General features: G+C 71.0%; 26 protein-coding genes. 12 read left to right on the plus strand and 14 right to left on the minus strand.

Going from position 1 to position 19,875, the window contains the following annotated elements; all coding sequences use genetic code 11:
* Window positions 1-8: 8 nt before the first annotated feature.
* The 14 genes from ABT063_RS10640 to ABT063_RS10705 form a co-directional block, all read right to left on the minus strand.
* Window positions 9-230, minus strand: a complete 222-nt coding sequence (locus ABT063_RS10640) for a hypothetical protein (RefSeq protein WP_016572176.1) — start codon at window positions 228-230, stop codon at window positions 9-11.
* Window positions 231-530: 300 nt separating this feature from the next.
* Window positions 531-833, minus strand: coding sequence for a hypothetical protein (locus ABT063_RS10645; protein WP_351056858.1), 303 nt, complete (start codon window positions 831-833; stop codon window positions 531-533).
* Window positions 834-866: 33 nt separating this feature from the next.
* Window positions 867-2,087 carry an MFS transporter gene (locus tag ABT063_RS10650; RefSeq protein ID WP_502990794.1) on the minus strand — a complete coding sequence of 407 codons (1,221 nt, stop codon included), beginning with the start codon at window positions 2,085-2,087 and terminating at the stop codon, window positions 867-869.
* A gap of 11 nt (window positions 2,088-2,098) precedes the next feature.
* Entirely contained in the window at window positions 2,099-2,617 is a 519-nt protein-coding gene (locus ABT063_RS10655; protein WP_351056860.1) for a regulator, read from the minus strand.
* Entirely contained in the window at window positions 2,614-3,456 is an 843-nt protein-coding gene (locus ABT063_RS10660; RefSeq protein ID WP_351056861.1) for a winged helix-turn-helix transcriptional regulator, read from the minus strand. The genes ABT063_RS10655 and ABT063_RS10660 overlap by 4 nt, the downstream gene beginning before the upstream one ends.
* A 41-nt stretch (window positions 3,457-3,497) precedes the next feature.
* Entirely contained in the window at window positions 3,498-3,911 is a 414-nt protein-coding gene (locus tag ABT063_RS10665; RefSeq protein WP_351056862.1) for a hypothetical protein, read from the minus strand.
* Between the two features lie 10 nt (window positions 3,912-3,921).
* Window positions 3,922-4,365, minus strand: coding sequence for a hypothetical protein (locus tag ABT063_RS10670; protein WP_351056863.1), 444 nt, complete (start codon window positions 4,363-4,365; stop codon window positions 3,922-3,924).
* The gene (locus ABT063_RS10675; protein ID WP_351056864.1) at window positions 4,362-4,844 is read right to left on the minus strand and encodes a hypothetical protein; all 483 of its coding nucleotides are present in this window, start codon (window positions 4,842-4,844) and stop codon (window positions 4,362-4,364) included. The genes ABT063_RS10670 and ABT063_RS10675 overlap by 4 nt, the downstream gene beginning before the upstream one ends.
* Window positions 4,845-4,941: 97 nt before the next feature.
* Window positions 4,942-5,265 (minus strand): SH3 domain-containing protein, encoded by a 324-nt coding sequence (locus ABT063_RS10680; protein WP_351056866.1) that lies wholly within the window; start codon window positions 5,263-5,265, stop codon window positions 4,942-4,944.
* A 181-nt stretch (window positions 5,266-5,446) separates the two neighbouring features.
* Entirely contained in the window at window positions 5,447-6,196 is a 750-nt protein-coding gene (locus ABT063_RS10685) for a hypothetical protein (protein ID WP_351056867.1), read from the minus strand.
* A gap of 17 nt (window positions 6,197-6,213) precedes the next feature.
* The gene (locus tag ABT063_RS10690) at window positions 6,214-6,912 is read right to left on the minus strand and encodes a helix-turn-helix domain-containing protein (RefSeq protein WP_351056868.1); all 699 of its coding nucleotides are present in this window, start codon (window positions 6,910-6,912) and stop codon (window positions 6,214-6,216) included.
* An 18-nt stretch (window positions 6,913-6,930) separates the two neighbouring features.
* A complete protein-coding gene (locus tag ABT063_RS10695) occupies window positions 6,931-7,416 on the minus strand; it encodes a hypothetical protein (RefSeq protein WP_351056869.1) in 486 nt (161 codons plus the stop codon).
* Window positions 7,413-7,955, minus strand: a complete 543-nt coding sequence (locus ABT063_RS10700; RefSeq protein WP_351056870.1) for a DUF4913 domain-containing protein — start codon at window positions 7,953-7,955, stop codon at window positions 7,413-7,415. Before ABT063_RS10700 ends, ABT063_RS10695 begins: the two co-directional genes overlap by 4 nt.
* A gap of 240 nt (window positions 7,956-8,195) precedes the next feature.
* Entirely contained in the window at window positions 8,196-8,951 is a 756-nt protein-coding gene (locus ABT063_RS10705) for a DNA-methyltransferase (protein WP_351056871.1), read from the minus strand.
* 514 nt (window positions 8,952-9,465) lie between these two features.
* Between ABT063_RS10705 and ABT063_RS10710 the strand changes: the two genes are divergently transcribed.
* The 12 genes from ABT063_RS10710 to ABT063_RS10765 all read left to right on the plus strand — a co-directional run bounded on the left by ABT063_RS10710 (window position 9,466) and on the right by ABT063_RS10765 (window position 19,740).
* Window positions 9,466-10,596: a C40 family peptidase gene (locus tag ABT063_RS10710; RefSeq protein ID WP_351056872.1), complete on the plus strand. Its 1,131-nt coding sequence runs from the start codon at window positions 9,466-9,468 to the stop codon at window positions 10,594-10,596.
* 134 nt (window positions 10,597-10,730) lie between these two features.
* Window positions 10,731-11,045, plus strand: coding sequence for a DUF6112 family protein (locus tag ABT063_RS10715; protein WP_351056873.1), 315 nt, complete (start codon window positions 10,731-10,733; stop codon window positions 11,043-11,045).
* On the plus strand, window positions 11,045-11,737 hold the full coding sequence (locus ABT063_RS10720) for a hypothetical protein (RefSeq protein ID WP_351056874.1): 693 nt from the start codon (window positions 11,045-11,047) through the stop codon (window positions 11,735-11,737). Before ABT063_RS10715 ends, ABT063_RS10720 begins: the two co-directional genes overlap by 1 nt.
* 36 nt (window positions 11,738-11,773) lie before the next feature.
* A complete protein-coding gene (locus ABT063_RS10725; RefSeq protein ID WP_351056875.1) occupies window positions 11,774-13,150 on the plus strand; it encodes an SCO6881 family protein in 1,377 nt (458 codons plus the stop codon).
* 81 nt (window positions 13,151-13,231) lie between these two features.
* Entirely contained in the window at window positions 13,232-14,704 is a 1,473-nt protein-coding gene (locus ABT063_RS10730; protein WP_351056876.1) for an SCO6880 family protein, read from the plus strand.
* Window positions 14,705-14,928: 224 nt separating this feature from the next.
* Window positions 14,929-15,354 carry a hypothetical protein gene (locus tag ABT063_RS10735; RefSeq protein WP_351056878.1) on the plus strand — a complete coding sequence of 142 codons (426 nt, stop codon included), beginning with the start codon at window positions 14,929-14,931 and terminating at the stop codon, window positions 15,352-15,354.
* Window positions 15,332-15,805: a DUF6238 family protein gene (locus ABT063_RS10740; protein ID WP_351056880.1), complete on the plus strand. Its 474-nt coding sequence runs from the start codon at window positions 15,332-15,334 to the stop codon at window positions 15,803-15,805. The genes ABT063_RS10735 and ABT063_RS10740 overlap by 23 nt, the downstream gene beginning before the upstream one ends.
* 23 nt (window positions 15,806-15,828) lie before the next feature.
* The gene (locus ABT063_RS10745; protein ID WP_351056881.1) at window positions 15,829-16,062 is read left to right on the plus strand and encodes a hypothetical protein; all 234 of its coding nucleotides are present in this window, start codon (window positions 15,829-15,831) and stop codon (window positions 16,060-16,062) included.
* A 100-nt stretch (window positions 16,063-16,162) separates the two neighbouring features.
* A complete protein-coding gene (locus ABT063_RS10750; RefSeq protein WP_351056882.1) occupies window positions 16,163-16,366 on the plus strand; it encodes a hypothetical protein in 204 nt (67 codons plus the stop codon).
* Between the two features lie 46 nt (window positions 16,367-16,412).
* A complete protein-coding gene (locus ABT063_RS10755; RefSeq protein WP_351056883.1) occupies window positions 16,413-17,927 on the plus strand; it encodes a putative type IV secretion/conjugal transfer ATPase in 1,515 nt (504 codons plus the stop codon).
* A gap of 14 nt (window positions 17,928-17,941) precedes the next feature.
* Complete coding sequence (locus tag ABT063_RS10760) at window positions 17,942-18,511, plus strand: hypothetical protein (protein ID WP_351056885.1); 570 nt, start codon at window positions 17,942-17,944, stop codon at window positions 18,509-18,511.
* A 278-nt stretch (window positions 18,512-18,789) separates the two neighbouring features.
* On the plus strand, window positions 18,790-19,740 hold the full coding sequence (locus ABT063_RS10765; protein WP_351056886.1) for a hypothetical protein: 951 nt from the start codon (window positions 18,790-18,792) through the stop codon (window positions 19,738-19,740).
* Window positions 19,741-19,875 lie beyond the last annotated feature (135 nt).

Below are 19,875 nucleotides of genomic sequence, written 5' to 3' on the forward strand. Positions count from 1 at the left end.
GTCGGCGCTCACCGGCCGACCGAGGGCTCGGTCCAGGTGCAGGGGATGGCCGGCGACGAGCAGCTCGCTGGCTGCCGAGCAGGCCCGTGCGTCCGCTCCGTACCGGGTTCCGTCGCTCGGCAGGCGCAGCCTGGCGTCTCTTCGAAGCCGGCCTGGAGCAGGATCCGCCGGGCGGCGGCGTTGTAGCCGGTGGTGGTGATCTCGCCGGTGATGGTGTGCCGGATCGTCATAAACGGCTCTGCTGGTGCTTCGGGCAAGGCGGATCTCCTATCGGTGGTGGCGGGAATGCGGTGGGGTGTTGGGCGAAGGCGAGGCGGGCCCGGAGCTTCCAGCACATCAACGGTGCGTGGCTGGACCACGAACGATGGGCAATGACTGCCGACATGCTCCAGGGCGGGCCTCACCGCCCCGCAGCTACCTGACTCGCCTTTCCGCACGTTCTGATAGCCGGGTGTACCAACACGAGCGGACAAGAAGGGGTTCTCCGAGTCGGTAGGCGGCAGGACGAGGGAAGAAAAAAGGGGGGTGTCTCAGGCGGCGCGGCGGCGGCGCAGCTCGAACACGCCGGCCCAGTGGGGGTGGTCCTCGATCAGGCGGCGGGCGTAGAGGGCGGTGAAGTTGTTGTTCAGCCCGGCGACGCCATAGGGGAGTTGGCGTCGCAGGTCTTCGAAGAGGTCCTTGAGGCTGACCCGTGTCGCGCCGGCGGCCAGGCGGCGGGCGGCCCTGCGTTCCAGGGCGCGGTAGACGTGCGGGTTGTGTGCGTCGAAGGCGTGGAACTGTTCGGTGATGGTGCGACCGCTCGCGCGGTTCGTCCCGAGGGCGGCGGTGGGCATGAAGGTTCTCCACAGGCTGGGGGCGCAGCAGGGTCAGGTGCGCAGGGCGGGATCGGTGCGCAGGCGGGCGAAGGCGCAGAACAGGCCGAGGGCCTGCAGGGCGGCGCACACGGTGATGACGTGGCCCAGCGCGTCGGGCGGGGTGAACGCGGTGAGCACGCCGGCGACGGGGAAGGGCAGCAGGAGGATGAGGATGGTCGCCGACAGGGTGCTGCCGAACTTCTCCGGAGGGATCAGGCGGGAGCGCAGAGTGCGCAGGACCACCGTCATGCCGCCGTCTGCCGCCATGAGGACCGCGACCAGGACCAGGTAGGACAGGTAGTCGGGGGCCTGGGCGGCGGCGAGACAGGCGAGCGAGGCGAGGGCCGCGCAGGCGGCGCCGACCGGCCACAGGCCCAGGCGGTCGAGCGCGAACCGGCAGATGGTGACGGCCACGAGGGTGGCCGCCGCGGCTGCGGACCAGACCAGGCCGACGGCAGTGGTGGACTGCCCGAAGTGCTTAACAACGATCACCGGACCAGCCGCCTGGAGGAGCCCGGTGGCCAGGTTGGACAGGGTCAGCCCGGTCACCAGCCAGCCGAGCGCGGGAAGAGCGCGGATGGTGCGCCACCCAGTGAGGAGTCCGGCGCCGGACCGCGCCTTCGGCGCGCGGGCCGGGGCGACGGGCGAGGGGGGTGTGCGCAGGGCGAGCAGCGCGGCGAGCAGCGAGAGCACGGTGATCACCGCGAGCATCGGCGGCGGACCGGCGAGCAGGAGTACCCCTGCGAGCGCCGGGCCGGCCAGGGTCGAGGTCTGGTCGATGCCGAGCAGCACGGCCTGGACGCGGTGGGCCCGCCTTCCCGCCCGGCGGCCGGCGGCAGCGCCCGCCGTCTCGGCCGCGATGTAACTGAACTCGGTGAGCACGCCGGTCGTAGCCGCAAGCACCATCACCGTTGCGCTCGCCACGGTGCCGGACGGGTGGAGGTGGAGCAGGACCGCACCGACGGCGAGGGCCAGCGCGCGTCCCAGGGAGGCGAGATGGAAGACGACGGCCGCCCCGCGCCGGTCGACGATCGATCCGGCCCACCCAAACGCCGCCAGCCGCGGGAGCCACTCCAGGGCGAACGCGGCGCCCGTCAGCGCGGCGGAGCGCGTGGTGGCCAGGACCAGCAGCGGGATGCCGTAGGTGGACATCGCGAACGCGAGAGCGTCCGCCGTGCGCGGCAGGTAGATGCTGCGCATCAGCCCGGCGGTGTGGCGTGCATGCCGGGGCATGACAGCAGCGCTCACGCGACCGGCTCGGGCTCGGAAACCCGGGTGACCTGCGGGTTGTCGCTCAGCCACTGGATCAGAAGAGCGCGGGGACGGGCAAGGTCCGCCTCGGCCTCGTCGCTGGGCAGCCGCGCGGCGGACGGCCGCGAGAGGCCGTCGGCGGGCTCGGTGGCGAGCGATGGCGCCAGGAGGTCGAGGACGTGGCGGATGCGACTGCTGAACTCGCAGACCGGTGCCGGGAAGGCGTGGCGTCGGGCCCAGCGCGCAGCCGCGTCGTACAGGTCAGCCAACTCCGAGCCCGACTCGGTGAGTTCCAAACCGGCGCCGGGCGCGGTCCGGACGAAACCGTGGGCGCGGGCCGCTTCGGTAGTGCGACGCAGCTGGTGCGAGGAGAGGTCGGGAAGGGTACCGGCCAGCCGCCGCGGCGGTATCGCCCCGTTGTCGTCGATCTCGGTGACCAGGCGGATCAAGGAACGCGACGCCAGCAGCTCGACCGCGTTGCATACTTCGGCCGTGGTGTAGAGGGTGGTCATCGGCGAGGGCCTCCCACCTGGACGGCTGCCTTCGGGCGGGCGGTCGTGGCGTGGGAGAAGAGATCGCGGTTGTGCCACGCCGGAGAGGACCCGGCTGCCCGAGCGGGTGGGAGCGCCGCGGGGGCCGGCCGGGACTGGCTGCTGACCCACGGCCTCGGCGCGGGCTTCGCCTGCGGGTGCCCCCAGACGGGGTGGTGGGCCGCCTGGTTGAGGGGCTGTCCGGCGGACCAGGCGGACAGGGCGCCGAGAACGGGGCTCAGGCCGTCGCCCGCTGCGGACAGCCGGTAGGGCCGGCCGATGCCCTCGGTATCGACCAGGCCGTCGGCGACGAGCTGCCTCAGCGGCGGGTACACGTTGGTCCAGTCGCTGCTGGGCATCACGATCCGGGCCAGGGCCCGCCCGCTGACCTCCTCGCGGGACTTGAGCACCCACAGGATGGCGGCGGCGTGCCGCCGGGTGAGCAGGGTGAGGCTGTCCTCGATCTGCTCGATCGCGGGCAGCGGACGGTCCGCCTTCTCCAGATGTTCCTCGGCCCAGGTGACGATCATCGGCAGGACCGGCAGCAGGGCCACCCCACGCTCGGTGTGGCCGTAGGTCACATGCCGTGCGGTGTGTTCGGTGCGCTCGACAAGACCGGCGTCGCACAGCGACTTGAGCTTGGGGTGGAGCTGGCCGTTCTGCAGCCAGGACACCTTGGCCGCCAGCTCGCTGTAACGCAGCGGCGGGCCGGAGAGTGCCAGCAGGATCCGGACGTTCCAGCGCGGGGTGATCATGGCGAGGGCCTCGGTGACCCGGGCGATGTCGGCGTCGGTGTCAGGGGGCAGAGCGGTGATGGCCAAGGGAGGAACTCCTGGGTGAATGAAGGGGGATCGCCTGCGGGTCAGCGGCTGGGTGCCGTGCTCTGGGCCGGAAGAGGCGGAGCCGGAACGGGCAGCGAGGGAGCCGGCGGGGACGGCGCTGGGGCCGGGACGCGGGCCAGGCTCTGCAGAACGGCCAGGACCGACTTGGCCTGGACGTCGCGGACGGCGACGGCCTCGGCGAGCCGGCGGGAGCCGTCGAGAAGGTGGGAGACCTCGTGCCGGCCGATCTGCCGCTCGGGGTGGATGAGCCGGGCGAGGTGGTCGCGGTGGAAGGCGATGCTGCGCTCGGCGAGAGCGAGGTCGTCGTGCATGCCGAGCAGGGCGGCGAGCAGGCCGGGCGGCTGGTCCTGGGCGTGGGCTTCGAGGTCGGCGAGCGGCGCGCCGTACAGGTCCTCGATCCCTCCGGCTATCTCGGTGGACGTGAGGTGGGGCAATCGGGGGCTTTCAGGATTGGCGGGCCCGGGCCGCCCCGGCACGCTGGGGTGCCGGGGCGGCGGACGGGGGCAGGGTTGCGGTGGCCCTGAGTTGTGCCGTGCGGATGGGACGGGCCCGCTGGTCGGGCGGAGGCATGGTGCGCAGCAGCTCACCGAGGGCGGCGCGGTAGCTATCGCGGGCTTTCAGTGCCGCGTCCAGCCACTGCGCGTCGAAGCGGAGCTTGTCCGCCGACAACTCGCCCATGTCGCGGTTCGGATCCATGTCCGCGTGCACGCGGTCGCGGACGCGGGCGACCTGCTCCTCGGTCAGGGCCAGGAAGGAGCGCAGTTCCAGGGCGCGGGCGAGGGCGGGAGAGGCATCGTGGCCGGCAGCCGTCTCGTACAGCTCGGGAACCGGGTTCCCGAAGACCTTCTGCAGGTCGCCGTCCATGGTGCTGGCCTTGTCCCGGCTCATCGGGCGGGCCTTCCCGCCCGCCAGGCCGACGCCGGCGCGGGTGTACCCGCGGGTCGGTGGGGAGCGCTGGTCTGCACCGCTGGCCCGGTTCGGGGGCGAAGGCGGGCGAGCCGTTCGGCGGCGAGGTCCTTCTTGCCCGGAGCGTCCGGGTCGAGGAGCCACCGCACGACCATGGCCCGGCCGTCGCGTGCGGTGACGGCCGCGTTCACGCGGTGGGCGAGGCCCATCGTCGGGTCGTCGACCTCGCTGGGCTGGGTTTCCAGCGCGGCGAGGAGGTCGTCCTCCGCGCGGTCGAGCGCGGACTGGGCCTGGACGAGAAGGCCGTGCCACTTGACGACGTCGGTGGCGTCAGGGTTCGCGGTCGGCGCGGCGGCGACCGCGGCCTTCAACTGGTCCATGTCCATGGCGAAGCGCGCTTCGATCCGTTCGGTGAGCACGCCCACGACATCCTCAGCGTCATCGGATATGCCGTCGGACAAAAGGGAAACTCCTGTTCTGGAAAGACCGGTGCCGGGGAATGTGAGGGGCGGTCGTACCCGGCGGGTCAGTCGCTTACGGGCACCTGCTGAATACCTGTCAGTCCAGGCACATGCGGGTGTCGCGGTAGACGTACGTGCCGGACACCCAGCCCTTGACGCCGGTCGACTTATCCGTGATGTAGAGCCAGTTGCCGCTCTTCTTGTGGACGGTGAACTTGTGGCTCTTGTAGAGCACGCCGACCGCGGTGGACTTCGTGGTGGCCTTGGACCGGATGGTCACTGCCGACGCGTGGACCTTGTACGGCAGCGGCGGGAGGTCCGGGCAGGGCGTAACAATGCTCGTGGCCGTCGAGGCAGCAGCGGCGGGGGCCGCACTCGCGGGCGTAGTAGACAGCATCGGCAGAGCGATTGCTCCGAGCATCGCCGCAGATATGGCAATTCGGGTGGAGCGCATGCGGAAGAAACCTCCGTGAAGGCATAGGGATTGCGTGGAATGGCGCCGCGGGAGTTGTCCCGGCGGCTGTATAAGAGTCCGGAGAATCGCCGGTTTGGCTAACCGGCGATCGTCGGCTATGTTTCGCCGCCCGCGTCGGCCTTGGCGCTCAGCGCGAGCGCCCGGGCGGGCGCGGAACAGGGGCCTTCGGCACACCGGCCGGGCGGCTGGCTGCGGCTGCCAGGCGGACCGGTGGGAGAGGACCGGCCTCTCCGGTAAGCCGGTCGTCGCACCACTGCAGGGCCTCGCCCACCGTGTCGAAGCCGCCCTCGCGCAAGGTGTGCGTCCACGCGTCGGTGTCGACCTCCTCGACCACAACGCGGAACGGGCTGGGGGCTCGCTCGTCCAGGGCGCGCAGTGCCACGACCGTGACCATGTCGTCCGGGTCGTCGCAGGTGTAGGAGTAGCCCATGGCGTAGTGGTCGCCGTCGCCCGCGAGGCGTCGCTCCAGCGCACGAGTCGCCTCGTCCGCCGGCGGTGGGCCCAACTCGGCGTTGAGGCCGATGGCATCGTGCGGGCACCCGCGGTGGATGAGCCAGGACTGCGCCATCGCGGGCAGCGGCAGCAGGGCCTGCTCGAAGTCGAACGTCTCCTTCTCCCGGTCCCGCTTCAGGTGAACGGCGACGTAGTGCGGCATGCCCGGTCGCCCAAGGGTGGCGGTGCGGTCGAAGAGGACGTAGTAGCTGTGCGCGCCGTTGGGGGTGTGGTGTTCGGCGAGGGGGACGAGCATGTCCTCACGGACGGCGACCTGGCGGTAGAAGTCGAGGTACATCTCCTCGTCGGCATCGAAGTCGTCCAATGCGAAGTCGACTTGGGGGATGGACTTCCGAGCCGGCGCCGGTTCGGTGGGAGACAACAAGGGCCTTTCGATGGAGTTCAGCGCCGCTGCGCCGGGGTGGACGGCGATGTGCCGGGTCGAGCCGGGACCTTCGGCGCCTGGGTCGTGGGCTTCCGTCGGGCGGCGAACAGCACGGCGCGTCCGGCGTCGGTGAGTGAGACCGGCTGGCCGGCGTGCACGGGGTGGCCGGTGTCCCGGACGACCAGGCCGGCGTCCTCCAGCCGCTGCAGCGTGGCGTGAGGGATACGGGTGCCGGAGGCGGCTGTGACGGACATCCGGCCGGTCAGCAGGTGTTCGTAGAGCTTGGCGCCGCCGGCGATGGCGAGCAGCGCCGCCTGGTCGTCCGTCGAGAGCGGCTTCGCGTCGGGCGCCAAGGCCGCTGCGGCGGCCTCGATGGGCTCCAGGGCGGCGAGCACCTTCCGGGCAGCGGCGTCCCGCGCGTCGGTGGCCTCCTCCAGCTGGTCCACGGTGCGGTCGATACGCGTGAACAGGGCGTCATCGACGTCGAACTCGCCGCTGGAAAGGCGGTTGAGGAGGCGGAGGTAGAAGGTGACGCCGGTCTGGGTCTTGGCCAGCTCGCGGTGCCGGTCGACCAGGCGGGCGTGCGGCTCGTCGAGGACGCCGCGGTCGCGGTAGGCCCACAGGGTGTCGATGTCGTGGCCGGTGACGGCTTCGAGGCGGTGGTCGAGCGGGTTGACCGCGCGCCGGGCTGGTGTCGGCGCGGGTTCAGGGGGCATGGGCGAGGCTCCGTGCGTTCAACGGGTGTGATGGTGCGCGGGGTTGTGTGCGGGACGGGGCAGACCGGGCAGTGCGGTGGGCGGCGGACCGGGCCGGGGCACGGGAGTGCGGGTGGTCAGCTGCGGGGAACGGGAGCGTGCTGCGTGGGTGCGGGCGCTCAGCGGCCGGCGGGTCATCCCCAGGCGGCGGCCGACCTCGTCGTAGACGTCGTTGCCCGCACGCGGCCGGACCGCGACGACGTGGATCTCCTTCGGGTGCGCGGACTCCGCGGGCGCCGGGCGGACGCCGTAGACGACGCGCCAGTCCTTGCGCGAGTCCACGAACAGCTTTCGATAACCCTCCAGGTCACCGTCGAGGCGTAGCCCGAAGCGCTGAGCGTTCACGACTTCCTGCAGGTAGGCGAGGGTGAGGTCGCGGATATCGCTGGGGGCCTGGAGGAGATCGGTCAGCGCGCGGGGGTCGAAGCTCAAGCCGAAGGCGGGCTGTCCCTGTCCCTCGGTCATGACGTCGGCTCGTCAGGCTCGGCGGCTTCCGCCGTGGCCGCCGTCTCCGTGCGCACGGACGGCGGCGGGCCAGGCAGAAGACGATGCGCGGGCCGGTCGGGAGAGGTCATACAGGCCGACAGCGGTCCGCCCGGCGCGCGGATCGCGGCGACGGCGTGGGTGAGGAAGTCCCGGTGCCACACGAACAGGCCGGAGAGTCCGGCTTCGGGGTCCTTGTGCTGCTGGTAGGCGAGCCACAGGGCGTGGAGCCAGGCCACGACGTCGTCGTGCTCCTGCCACTGCAGGCACCAGGGCGCCGCGGTGGTGACCTCCGCCCCGTAGACCGGGAGGAAGAAGTCGTCGACCCAGTCGGACAAGGCGTCGAGTTCGTCTTCCCTTTCCTCCCCGTCGAGTTCCAGGATCGGGCGGGGCTCCGGCGGCGCGGCGGCAGGCGGCCCGCCGAGCCCCGGCATGCCGAACGCGGCGAACGGCGATCCGCTCGGCTCCGGGGCGGACGCGAGGTGGTCCAGTTGCTGCGCCTGTTGCGCCGACTGCTCCATGAGCCGTCGGACGCTCGCCTCGATTCCCTCAAGCTGGCGATCGGGAATACGTACCGGCTCCAACTCCCCATCGTCAGATGGTTTTGTGGATTCGGGCATGAAAGGTTGGCCTCCTACGAGACGCGGAATGAGAGAAGGGCGAAAGCGGTGACACGCGGAGCGGCCAGCGAGTTACAAGTCCGCTTCGCCGGATTGCCGTTCTTGGGCGCCGGTCGCCTTGACGGGGAGCGCGCTCGCGGCTCAGGCGGTGAGAATCACGTCGTCTTGCGTGAGGGTCTCGCGGATCGTTTCGGTGAGCCGGTCGGCCGCGATCGACGCGTAGTGCTCGGTCTTCTCCACGCCGATGAAGTCCCTGCCTTCCAGCAGGGCGGCGACGCCCGTGGAGCCGGAGCCGGCACAGAAGTCGAGCACCGTGCCGCCCTCGGGGCTGATCTTGACCAGCTCGCGCATCACCTCGACGGGCTTCTGCGTGATGTGCTGGCGCTTCGCCCCCGAGGGCTGCGACGCGGAGTACATGCCCGGTAGATAGACCGGGTTCCGGGAGCCGTCGATCGGCCCCTTGCTGGCCCAGACGATGAACTCGCAGTTTTGCGTGAACCTCCCGCGCTGGGGCCTGGCCTGCGGCTTGTGCCAGGCCAGCACCCCACGCCACAGCCAGCCGGCCGCCTGGATCGCGTCCGTCGTGGTCGGCAGTTGGCGCCAGTCGGTGAACAGCAGCGCGGTCCCGCCGGTCTTGGTAAGGCGGTGGGCCTCGGTCATGATCTGCGTCAGCCAGAACGAGTAGGACCGCTGGTCCATGTTCTCGCCGGTGAAGTCGGCGAGGTCGTTCTTGGCGTCGGCGGAGGTGTACTTCTGCTTCGCGGAGCGGGTGGTGCGCTCCTTCGCGGTCCTACCGCCCGAGTTGTACGGCGGATCGGTGATGACGGAGTCGACGCAGTCGTCCGGAAGGCCGGCGAGAACGCTGAGGGCGTCGCCCTGGTGCAGAGAAAAAGGCAAAGAGGAACCCCTATTCGGGTGCGGAGTCGCGGAGGGAACTAACCGCCTCGCGCAGGAGTCCTCGCGGGCCGGGAGTGGGCATGCAGAAGCCCAGGGCCGCAGACCGAGGAGGGCGAGGGGGAGTCCAAAAACTGTAGAGGCGAAAGCGCCGACGACCAAGAAGTGCGTTGCTGAGGTGCCGGATTCCGGCACCTCACGCCGACTTTTTGGTCAACCGCCGATTCGCGCTTACTGTTTTTGAACCGCCCGGCGCACACCGCCGCTGGCTACTCCCCTGCCACACCTCACGGAGGTACCCCCTGCCCCGGCACACCTAGCTCACGGCCCGGCCACGCGGAGCGAGCGGCAACTCGCCCGCACCGGCCCGCCTCCGATCGCCCACCCCGGCCGCCGCGCCCTTCCATCACGCCTCGCGCACGCGGCACGCCGGACACCGCATCCCGAAGGACACGCTCATGACGTCTCGCTACCCACCCCTGCCCGAAAACGCTGACCTGCGAGCGGTCCGCTCCGGTTGAAGGCGCTCGCCGCCGGCATCGGCGTCGTCTTCCTCTCCCCGATCCTGATCGCCGGCACCGGCATGATGCTGGCCTCCGCCGCCGACGCTGTGCAGAGCAGCGGCTCCTTCAGCAGCTGCCTGACCTACATCGACACCGACAAGGTCGCCGAACAGGTCACCAAGATCCTCGACGGCGCGTCCGGCAAGAACGTCCACATCGAGGGCCTGGACCTGCCCGCCGAGCAGATCCCCAACGCGGCGACGATCGTGGCCGCCGGACTCTCGCTCGACGTCCCCAAGAAGGGACAGATCGTCGCGCTCGCCACGGCGATGCAGGAGAGCCGACTGCGCAACCTCAACTACGGCGACAGGGATTCCCTCGGCCTGTTCCAGCAGCGTCCCTCCCAGGGCTGGGGCAGCGCCCAGCAGATCCGCGACCCGGTCTACGCGAGCGAGCAGTTCTACAAGCACTTGCTCAAGGTGAGCGGCTGGCAGCAGATGACCATCACCCAGGCCGCCCAAGCCGTGCAGAAGTCCGGCCTTCCGGACGCGTATGCGCAGTGGGAGAACCTGGCCACCGCGCTGCAGGATGCCATCGCCAAGACCTTCCCCGGCGGCAACGACGCGGACGGCAAGGATGCAGACCAGGGCAAGAAGCCGTCGACCGGCACGAGCGGCTGCGTTCCGGGCCAGGACGGTTCCGGCTTCGGCCGCATCCCCGAGGGGAGCGTCCCGAAGGGCTACGCGATCCCCAGGGACGCCGATCCGAAGGCACGCAAGGCCATCGAGTGGGCGATGCACCAGCTCGGCACGCTCTACCAGTGGGGCGGCTCGTGCACGAACTCGCATGGGCCTGACCCCATGGGCCGCTGCGACTGCTCCAGCCTGATGCAGCAGGCGTACGCGCATGCCGGCGTCACACTCACCCGCACCACGTACACACAGGTCAACGAGGGTAAGGCGGTCTCGCCCGCCCAACTTGAGCCCGGTGACCTGATCTTCAGCCGTGGCACGGCCGCCCGGCCCGAGCACGTCGGCATGTACATGGGCGAGGGCCTCGTGATCGAGGCGCCGCGCACATCGAAGCCGGTCCGGATCACCCCGATCAAGGACTGGACGATTCTCGCCGCCCGCCGCGTCATCTGACGCCGCCCCCGCCCGGCACCGCTCCGGGCGGGCCGCCGCGGCCACTTCCGCGCCCCGAGCGCACCTCCCCCTCCGCTTCCCCCTTCCCGCGGGCCCTCGCCTGGCCCGCGTATGCAAGGAGCCCCGCCACCCCTATGTCCGTCCCTCTCGCAGACCGCGTCATCCAGCTCGCCTACGACCCAGGAATCTCGCCCAAGGGCGGCGGCCTGCCCGGCCTGAGTGTGCTGAAGAACGTCGTCAACTCGATCAACCTGTTCGGGATCATCGCCGTCGTCGGCGCCCTCGCCGTCTCGCTCGGCGTATGGGCCTGGGGCCACCACACCGGTGGTCACCAGGCCGAGGCCAACGGCAAGAAAGGCGCGGTCGTGGCCGCGGGCGCCGCCCTCGGTCTGGGTGCCGCGAACGGCATCGTCGCCTTCTTCTCAACCCTCGGGTCGCAGGTCCACTGATGCGGAAACGATCCCCCTCCTTTTCGCTGTCCTCGTACGGCGCAGGCTGGTCGGCCAACCGGCGCATCGCGATCGTCGCCTGCGTCGTCGCCGTCCTGCTCGCCATCGCCGGGATCGTCGCCCTGCTGACCGGCAGCGGGAACGGCCACCAAGCCCCGGACGCCGCCGTGCCCGCCCCGGCTCACAGCCCGTCCTCCTCCGAGGCCGCCCCGAAGCCTTCCTCCGGATCCGGGTCGGTGCCCAAGCCTCCGCAGATCGCCGAGCCGGTCGCCTACGCCACGGCGGTGGCCCAGATGCTGTGGTCCTACGACACCCGCGACACCAGCCGCGACCAGCAGCTCGCCGGCATGCGCGCCTGGATGACCACGGAGACCAAGTACGCCGACTGGGCCTCGGTCTCCGGCCAGGTTCCCGATCCGGTGCTGTGGTCGCGGATGGCCGACCAGGACCAGCACGCCACCGGCACGGTCACCGAGGGCCACTACCCCTCCGCGTTCAAGCAGGCCCTGGCCGACGACCCGTCCGCGATCACCGAGGCGTACATCTACGTCGTCACCGTCAACGGCAAGCAGCAGATCGCCTGGAAGAAGGGCGGCGGTGGGGCCGAGGAACGGGCCGTGACCCTCGCCGTGCAGTGCCGCCCGAATCACGACTGCACCTTGGCCGCCATCGCTCCGAGCGTCACGCAGTGACCCGCGCCTGACACAAGAATGGAGGAGTAACTCCCCGTGGGTTTCTGTGATTTTCCCCTGGCAGACAAGCTGTGCGCCGTCGGTGACGCGGTGGATTTCGCCTCGGACCCCGGCAAGGCCATCGGCGACTGGATGGCGAAGTCGGCAGGTGAACTGGCAGCTGCCGCAGCCGATCTGGCGGCCGAGGCGGTCAACACCACCACCAAGGTCGATCTGAACGCCGGCTGGTTCCGCGACAACTACGAGATGCTCTTGCCGCTGGGCCTGGTTCTGCTGGTCGCGACGTTCTGCGCGCAGCTGGTGCGGGCCGCCGTCAGACGCGACGGACAAGCCCTCACACAGGCATTCACCGGCACCATGTCGGGCGTTCTGTTCGCCTTCTGCGCCATCGCCCTGACCACGGTTGCCGTCGAGGTGGTCGACGCCGTCTCCGACGGCCTGTTCAAAGCCGCGAAGCTGGACATCGCGTCGGCGGTGCGCCGCATCGTGAAGGTGAACCAGATCGCCGGCCTGTCCGGACTGGGCTGGCTCGTTGCGGTCGTCGCCGGTCTCGGCGCCGCCATCGGCGCCTTCCTCTACTGGTGCGTGATGATGGTCCGCAAGGTCGGCATCCTCGTCATGGTCACCCTGGCCATCTTCGCTTCCGCCGGTGGCGGGTGGGAGGTCGCACGCCGCTGGCGCAAGGGCTGGATCGAAGCCACCGCCACCCTCGTCGTCTCCAAGCTCCTGATGACCGTGATCTTCGTACTCGGTATCGCCGCCATGGGCAAGACCGAGGCCAAGGACGGCATCGCCGCTCTGGCCGACGTCATGTCCGGCATCGTGATCATGATCCTGATCCTGCTGTGCCCGTACGCCGTCTTCAAGTTCGTGCACTGGGCGGCCGACGGCACCGACGGCGAGTCCATCCACCGGGCCGGTGGCGCTGGAGCCCAGATCGCCAAGGCCCACGCCGAGAAGGCCGCCCGCAAGGCCGCCGCCGCTGCGGCCACCGCCGGAACCGGTGGCGCTGCAGCCGGAGCAGGCGCCGCACCGCAGGGGCCCGACGCCGCTGGCGGGGGCGGTTTCCCCGGCGACGTCGCCGCCAACCCGACCGGTGGAAGCGGAGAAGGCAGGGAAGGTTCGCAGGGCGGCGGAACGGGCGTCTCGCCCGGTGGCGATGCCATCAAGTCCGGTCTGGAGAAGGCCGTCCAGCCCGCACCGACGAGCGTGTCGGACGACACCACCGGCCAGGTGGGCGGCAGCCCGGGTCCGGGAGGATCCGGCGCGAGCGCCGCGTCCGGCCAGGGCGGCGGATGGCAGTCCGCTCCGCCGACCACGACTCCGCCGCCGCAGGGCGCACCCCCGTCCTCCGGCTCACAGAACGCCACGTCCAGCGGGTCGGCCTCACCGCCGCCACCGACCGGCCTCTGATCCCCTGCCCGACTCCCGGGGGTGGGATGTGCACACCACCTCCCACCCCTGGGTTCCACCCGCGCCTCCAGGACCCACCCCTTGACTGATCTCTCCGTCGCCCCGGTCACGGTGAAGTTCCCGCACCGGTCCCGCCGCGGCATCCTCCTCGGCCTCTCCTTGCCCCAACTCGTCCTCGTGTCGTGCACGTTGGCGCTGCTGCTGATCACGGTGATCTCCACCGGACTGCTCGGCGCCGTCGCCCTGGCCCCGCTGTGGGCTGCGTCGGGGGCGCTCGTCACGATCCGCCGGCACGGCCGCTCCCTGATCGACTGGGCGCCGATCGTCGCCCGCTACGCGCAGCGCCGCCGCACCGGCCAGATGCTCTGGCTCGCCCGGCCCGTCACCCGGCCCCGGCAGGACGGCATCCTTCACCTGCCCGGCACCGCCGCCTCGCTCAAGGTCGTCACCCCCGGCGACTCCGCAAACGAGGCTGCCGCCGTTTACGATCCGCACCGCCAGACCCTGACCGCCGTAGCCCGCGTCACATCCCGAGCCTTCGCCCTGCTAGACCCGGCGACGCAGAACCACAACGTGAACGGCTGGGGGCGTGCGCTGGCGGGCATCGCCCGCACCGGGCACGTCGCCACCGTGCAGGTCCTGGAGCGCACGGTCCCCGACTCCGGCGACACCCTCGTCCGCCACTGGACTCAGCACGGCCAGCCCCAGACCCCGGTCGCCGGACAGATCTACTCCGAGCTGGTCGCATCCGCAGGCCCGGCCGCCGCCCCGCACGAGACGTACCTCGCCATCTCCCTCGATCTCAAGGCCGCCAAACGCCTGATCTCGCAGGCCGGTGGAGGGCTGCCGGGCGCGTTCACCGTTATGGAGCAGACCACCGCCTCCGTCGCCCAGGCCGCCCGCAACGCCGGACTGCTGGTCACCGGGTGGCTGAGCGCCCGGGAGATCGCCGCCGTGATCCGCACCGCCTACGACCCGAAGGCCCTCGCCGCGCTCCAGCAGTGGTCCGACACCGGCCGCGCCGAGGCGGACCCGGCAGCCGCCGGGCCCGTCGTCCAGGTCGAGGAGTACGACCGGCTCGCCACCGACACCGCCCGCCACGCCACGTACTGGGTGGAGAACTGGCCGCGGACCGAGATGGGGGCCGGGTTCCTGCACCAGATCATGTTCACCGCCGGGGTCCGCCGCAGCCTCTCCCTTATATACGTGCCGCAGCAGCTCGAGTCCGCGCTGCGGGACGTCCAGCGCAAGAAGGCGGCGATCATCGCCGACGCCAACGAGCGCGCCCGCCGCGGCCAGGTCGACAGCGAGGAAGACTCCGTCGAGTACGCCGACGTCAAACAGCGCGAGCGCCAGCTCATCGCCGGGCATGCCGACGTCGCCCTGACCGGCCTGGTCACCGTCACCGCCGACACCGATGCCCTCCTCGACGCGGCCTGCGCGCAGATCGAGACCGCCGCCGTCACCGCCGGCGTCGACCTGCGCCGCCTCAACTACCAGCAGCCGACGGCCTTCACCCTCGCCGCCCTGCCCCTCGCCCGCACCGCTCTGTAACGCCCTTCCAGACTCCGGGACATGCGCTGACATCCATCCACGACGACGAGCTGAGACGCGAACTGCGCGCCCTGCTCACCTCCTGCCAGGAACTGGCCGCCCGCCACCGCGCCACCCTCGATCAGTACCGCGACAGCGACGGCAACGTCACCGAGGGGAAGTACGCCGACTACGACGAGGCCAGGATCAATACCGCCCTTGAGGCCAGCGACCGATTCGACACGATGCTCGAACGCCTCGCCGACCTCGTAGGCCCGCCGACTCCCCGCGCGTTCACGCTCACCTTCGCCGGACGCGAGCGGCACGACGGCCAGGCCCCGACGAGCTTCGTCGTCAACGCCGCCAACCTCGACGACGCTGCCCGCGTACTGGCCGGCCTCCCGAGCTGGCACGAGTGGTACCAAGCCGACGCCGCCCGCGCCGAGGAAGGCGCGGACGTCATCTACATGCCGGAGCAGAGCCATGCCGGCCCGCCTTCCTCGGGCCACTTCGTCGACCTTCGCGGCGAACAGAGCCCGCGCCCGTCCCCGGCCAACGCCACAGCGCCCTCCGCCGCCCGTCACAACGCTCCCGCCACCGGTCCACGACCGGCCGCTGCCCCCGCCTCCCCGGCGGCAAGGACCCCCATTGACCCAACCCCGCACCACTGAACTCGACGCGCACCCCTACCTCCGCGCCGCCAGCGCCGGAGTCCGCCATCACACCCGGGCCCTGGCCCGGTCAGCGCCCCCCTCCCCAGCGCCGGTGGATCGCGTGCACCTCGACGTGGTGCACGCCCATCTGACCGCGCTGCATCACCTGCTCGACCAGCTCGCCGATTCCACCCGGCCCCCGCACCCCGCCGCCGGACGACACCTCGCCACCGCGCGCACCCGGCTGTTCCAGGCCGCCGCCGGCGTGCACGACGCCTTCCATCTCCTGCCCGTCGCGGACGAGACCCCGACGGACACGGGCTGCCACCCCGAGCGGCTGCCCGAGGGACCGCCCGTCCTGACCATCTGCCAGCGCCATCTGGCCGCAGGCCACGTCGTCCGCCGCAAGACCACCCCGAGCGACCTCAACACCCCGCTGCACGGCCACACCACCACCTGCAGCCAGTAACCCCCACCACCGAAAGGCCCTGAATGCGCGCCCTGAAGCGCTCCACCTCCGCTGCCGTCGTCCTCGCCGCACTCGCCGGCACCGCCGCCCTGGCCACCGCCACCCCGGCATCCGCCGCCAGCTACCACTGCAAGACCAGCAGCCAATCCGTCGACGACCCGTCCTACACCGGCCCCGACTCCGACAACTGGGACCTGGACGTCACGCTCTGCGCGATGAGGTCCGGCGGCTACATCTACACCACCGCCACCGTGTAGGGACGGCCCGTACACGGCCAAGAACCGCAACACCTACACCTTCAACAAGGCCAAGTTCCAGCTCCAGACCAAGCGCAGCGTCAGCGGCACGGACCCGGTCGTGAAGTCCGCCGCCTACACCGGACTTGAGTACGCGCTCGAACACAGCAGCCGCACCGGCAACGGCTCCTACTCGACCGGAACCCTCAAGTATGCGGCGGGATCCGGTCGTTACCTCGCCGACGGCTACATCCATCTGGACTGGTCGGGCGACGGCAAGAGCTACCGCAGCCCGATTCTGTTCACCGCCTCGCCGGTCGTCTGACCCCAGCACCGCGTCCAGACCGCCGTCACGTGAAAGTCGCCCCGCTATGAGCCATCGGCCCGCGCGCCGAGCCCGCCGCGCCAGCGCCAGCCCTCTGTTCACCCCGCACGGCACCGACCGCGCCTCCCGCAGGGCCGCCCGACGGCAGCTCGCCGAGGCCGCCGCGAAGGCCCGCGTCGAAGCCGCCGCCCACACCAGCGGCGTCGGCGTGGAGGAGCGGGAGATGCCGCCGCCTCTTTTCCCGCCCGCCGGGCGACCCGGCCCCGCGTCCTCCCGCAACAACAGGCTCAAGCTGCCCGCCCACCGCATGACCACCGCCACCGCGAGCGGGGCGTACCCGTTTCTCGCCGAAGGCGGCCTCGGCGCCGAGGGCATCTACATCGGTCGCGATGTCCACGCCGAAGCGAGCTTCGTCTTCGATCCGTTCGCGCTGTACGGCAAGGTCGAGGGCTTCACCAACCCCAACGTGCTTCTTGCCGGCGTGATCGGGCAGGGCAAGAGCGCGTTGGCCAAGAGCTTCGCGCTGCGGTCGATCGCCTTCGGATACCGGGTCTACGTCCCCTGTGACCCCAAGGGTGAATGGACTCCCGTGGCACGGGCGCTGGGCGGCACCTCGATCGCGCTCGGTCCCGGGCTGCCCGGCAAGCTCAATCCCCTGGACGCGGCGCCGCGGCCCAACAGCGTGTCCGAGGCGGACTGGGCGGGTGAGATCCGCAAGCGCCGTCTGCTGCTGCTCGGCTCGCTGGCCCGCACCGTGCTCGGGCGGGACCTGCTGCCGATGGAGCACACCGGTCTCGACGTCGCTCTGGACGCCGTCGTCACTCGCGCCGCCGAGAGCGGACGCACCCCGCTGCTGGGCGACATCGCCGCCACCCTGAACAACCCGGACGAACTCGACACGGCCGGCGGCCTGATGTCCGGCCGCCTCGGCGACGCCTCCCGCGACCTGGCCCACGCCATGCGCAGGCTGGTCCACGGCGACCTCGCCGGGATGTTCGACGCCCCGAGCACCGTGAGCTTCGATCCCAACTCGCCGATGCTGACCATCGACCTGTCCCGCCTGGGCGGCTCCGGTGACGACACCGCCCTCGTCCTCGCCATGACCTGCGCCTCGGCATGGATGGAGTCCGCGCTGTCCGACCCGAACGGCGGCCGGCGTTGGATCGTCTACGACGAAGCCTGGCGTCTGATGCGCCACCCCGGCCTGCTGCAGCGCATGCAGTCCCAGTGGAAGCTGAGCCGCGGCCTGGGCATCGCGAACCTGATGGTGATCCACCGGCTGTCCGACCTGCTCACCGCCGGCGACGCCGGATCCCGCGGACGCGCCCTGGCCGAAGGTCTGCTCGCCGACTGCTCCACCCGCATCATCTACCGGCAGGAGACCGACCAACTCCACGCCGCAGCCGCCCTGCTGGGCCTGACCTCGGTGGAGACCGACGCGATCTCCCACCTCAACCGGGGCCGGGGCTTGTGGAAAGTGGCCGGGCGCAGCTTCATCGTGCAGCACCTCCTGCACAGCCACGAGCTGGCGCTCTTCGACACCGACGCCCGCATGCACTGAAAAGCAAGAGGCTCATGAATTCCGATGCCCAGCGCGAGCTGATACCTCGCGACGCCGCCCTCCACCTTATCGGCGCGCTCGACGACATGAAGGTCAAACTCCTCGACGCCGCCGAGCAGTGGCAGCTGCTGGACGACACCGGCCGGGTGCCGGCCGCGCCGTCCTACGCCGATCTGCTCCAGCATGCCGCCAACGCGCAGGCTCTCTCCCGCGACATCGTCCAGCTGACTGCCGACTTCGCCCGGACCGCTCACAGCACCAACCGGGCCGGCAGCGCCGTACTCGCCCACCTCGCGACTGCGGCCACCCTGTCGAGCCACGCCGCACCACACTTCGCCGAGACCGCGGAGACCGCCCTATCCCTGTCCCGGTCCTCCGGCGTGACCGACCGGCACCACCGGGAAAACCGCATGGTCATCGACCACGCCACGGCGCGCGCCTATCTGCGGCGCACCTCGGAATCACTCCGCGACACGGCCAAGGAGCTCAACGCCCACCTCGACTTCCACCGCTTCTTCCCCACGCCTCCCCGACGGGAGAACCCGGTGCCCCCGCCGCCCAGGCCGAGCGCACGCCACCGCTAACCCGCACCGCAGCACCCACGCCGGCATCACCCTCTCAAGGAGTCCCCTGAACCGCCCCGCCCACTTCAGCGACGCCGACTGGGCCGAGTACCAGCAGTGCCAGGCAGAGCACGACGACCTCATGGCGCAGGTCGCCGAGCGCGAAGCCCAGTTGGAACACGGCTTGATCAACGCCTACGACGAGTACGAATTCGATTTCACCCCTCTTCCGGAGCCAAAGCCCAGTCCCACTCGCCGGACCCCGCCGCTGCGCCACGCACCCTCGCGCGGGAGAAGCCGTGGTCGCTGAGGACAAGAACACCCCGACCGCCTCCCACGCCGACGTCCGCCGCACGTCCGTCGACGCGTCTGCGCTCGCGCCGCTCCCCGACCACCTCAACGTGGACACCGCCTGGTGGCAGGAGCTGTGGCGCCGCCACGCGCGCATCACCACGCCGCTGCGGCAGCGCGGGCTGGAGTGCGACATCGAGTTCGGCCTCAGCGCGTACATCGTGCGCGTATCACTCCCCGACGACAGTTACCTGATCATCGGCCCGCCGCAGGAGCCCTCCTGCGACCGTCCGCCAGGGGACCCGCAGGGGTGGATCGTGACCCGCCAGCATCCCGACGACCAGGCGCTGTTCGAAGTGATCTACGACTCGGCTCCCTCCGCCGACGCCGGTGCCCCTGAGCGGCCCGAAGCCCGCCACGGCGGCAACGCCACGCAGCTGATCGAGGCGATCGACCAGCGGCTCATCCAGCTCGGGCTGCTGACTGCGGTCTCCTCGTCCACCGCAAGCGCGCTCGTGTCCGCAGCCACGCCGACGCTCCGCGCGCCCAAGACCCCGGCCGTCTCCGACAACGCGGACCGCACCTCCGTCTACGTCTACGGCGACGCGCTCCTCGCTCTCACCGACCGGCTCAACGCAACCGAGTCGCATGAGGACGCCGCCGCCCTGCTGCACCAGATCCTGGACCCCACCAGCGGCCTGCTGGAGCGGCTCGGCGAGTTCTTCGAAGCAGCCGGGGAGAAAGCCAAGGAAGCCGAACAGGACGACGGATTCGACCTCCACTACGACCTTGAGGACGCCGCAGCCACCGTGCGCAGTCTCGGTGAGGACCTGCACACCGCTGTCGACCGCATGCGTGCCCTGGCCCCCGCGCGCCAGACCACCAGCACTGCCCTCCCTTCGGGCCCAAGCCCGGGGCTGCCGACGCCGAAGATCCGCACGCCGGGTCGCACCCGGTGAACCAGGCACGCCCGACGCTCACCGTGCAGTCGTCTGACTCGACGACCTGGAACGTGTCGCCGTCCCGGGATGGTGAGGTCCACGAGCCGCGGGCCCGACGTCGTGGCCTCCCGCCTGGCCGGGGGGTGGCCCGGA

This window comes from Streptomyces sp. NPDC002838 (genome assembly GCF_040295365.1).
Lineage (GTDB): Bacteria > Actinomycetota > Actinomycetes > Streptomycetales > Streptomycetaceae > Streptomyces.

Coding starts and splice junctions, on each gene's coding strand:
- ABT063_RS10640 (WP_016572176.1), bottom strand. CDS start 230: ATGACGATCCGGCACACCATCACCGGCGAGATCACCACCACCGGCTAC.
- ABT063_RS10645 (WP_351056858.1), bottom strand. CDS start 833: ATGCCCACCGCCGCCCTCGGGACGAACCGCGCGAGCGGTCGCACCATC.
- ABT063_RS10650 (WP_502990794.1), bottom strand. CDS start 2,087: ATGCCCCGGCATGCACGCCACACCGCCGGGCTGATGCGCAGCATCTAC.
- ABT063_RS10655 (WP_351056860.1), bottom strand. CDS start 2,617: ATGACCACCCTCTACACCACGGCCGAAGTATGCAACGCGGTCGAGCTG.
- ABT063_RS10670 (WP_351056863.1), bottom strand. CDS start 4,365: ATGAGCCGGGACAAGGCCAGCACCATGGACGGCGACCTGCAGAAGGTC.
- ABT063_RS10680 (WP_351056866.1), bottom strand. CDS start 5,265: ATGCTCGGAGCAATCGCTCTGCCGATGCTGTCTACTACGCCCGCGAGT.
- ABT063_RS10690 (WP_351056868.1), bottom strand. CDS start 6,912: ATGCCCCCTGAACCCGCGCCGACACCAGCCCGGCGCGCGGTCAACCCG.
- ABT063_RS10695 (WP_351056869.1), bottom strand. CDS start 7,416: ATGACCGAGGGACAGGGACAGCCCGCCTTCGGCTTGAGCTTCGACCCC.
- ABT063_RS10700 (WP_351056870.1), bottom strand. CDS start 7,955: ATGGAGCAGTCGGCGCAACAGGCGCAGCAACTGGACCACCTCGCGTCC.
- ABT063_RS10715 (WP_351056873.1), top strand. CDS start 10,731: ATGTCCGTCCCTCTCGCAGACCGCGTCATCCAGCTCGCCTACGACCCA.
- ABT063_RS10720 (WP_351056874.1), top strand. CDS start 11,045: ATGCGGAAACGATCCCCCTCCTTTTCGCTGTCCTCGTACGGCGCAGGC.
- ABT063_RS10735 (WP_351056878.1), top strand. CDS start 14,929: ATGCTCGAACGCCTCGCCGACCTCGTAGGCCCGCCGACTCCCCGCGCG.
- ABT063_RS10745 (WP_351056881.1), top strand. CDS start 15,829: ATGCGCGCCCTGAAGCGCTCCACCTCCGCTGCCGTCGTCCTCGCCGCA.
- ABT063_RS10755 (WP_351056883.1), top strand. CDS start 16,413: ATGAGCCATCGGCCCGCGCGCCGAGCCCGCCGCGCCAGCGCCAGCCCT.
- ABT063_RS10760 (WP_351056885.1), top strand. CDS start 17,942: ATGAATTCCGATGCCCAGCGCGAGCTGATACCTCGCGACGCCGCCCTC.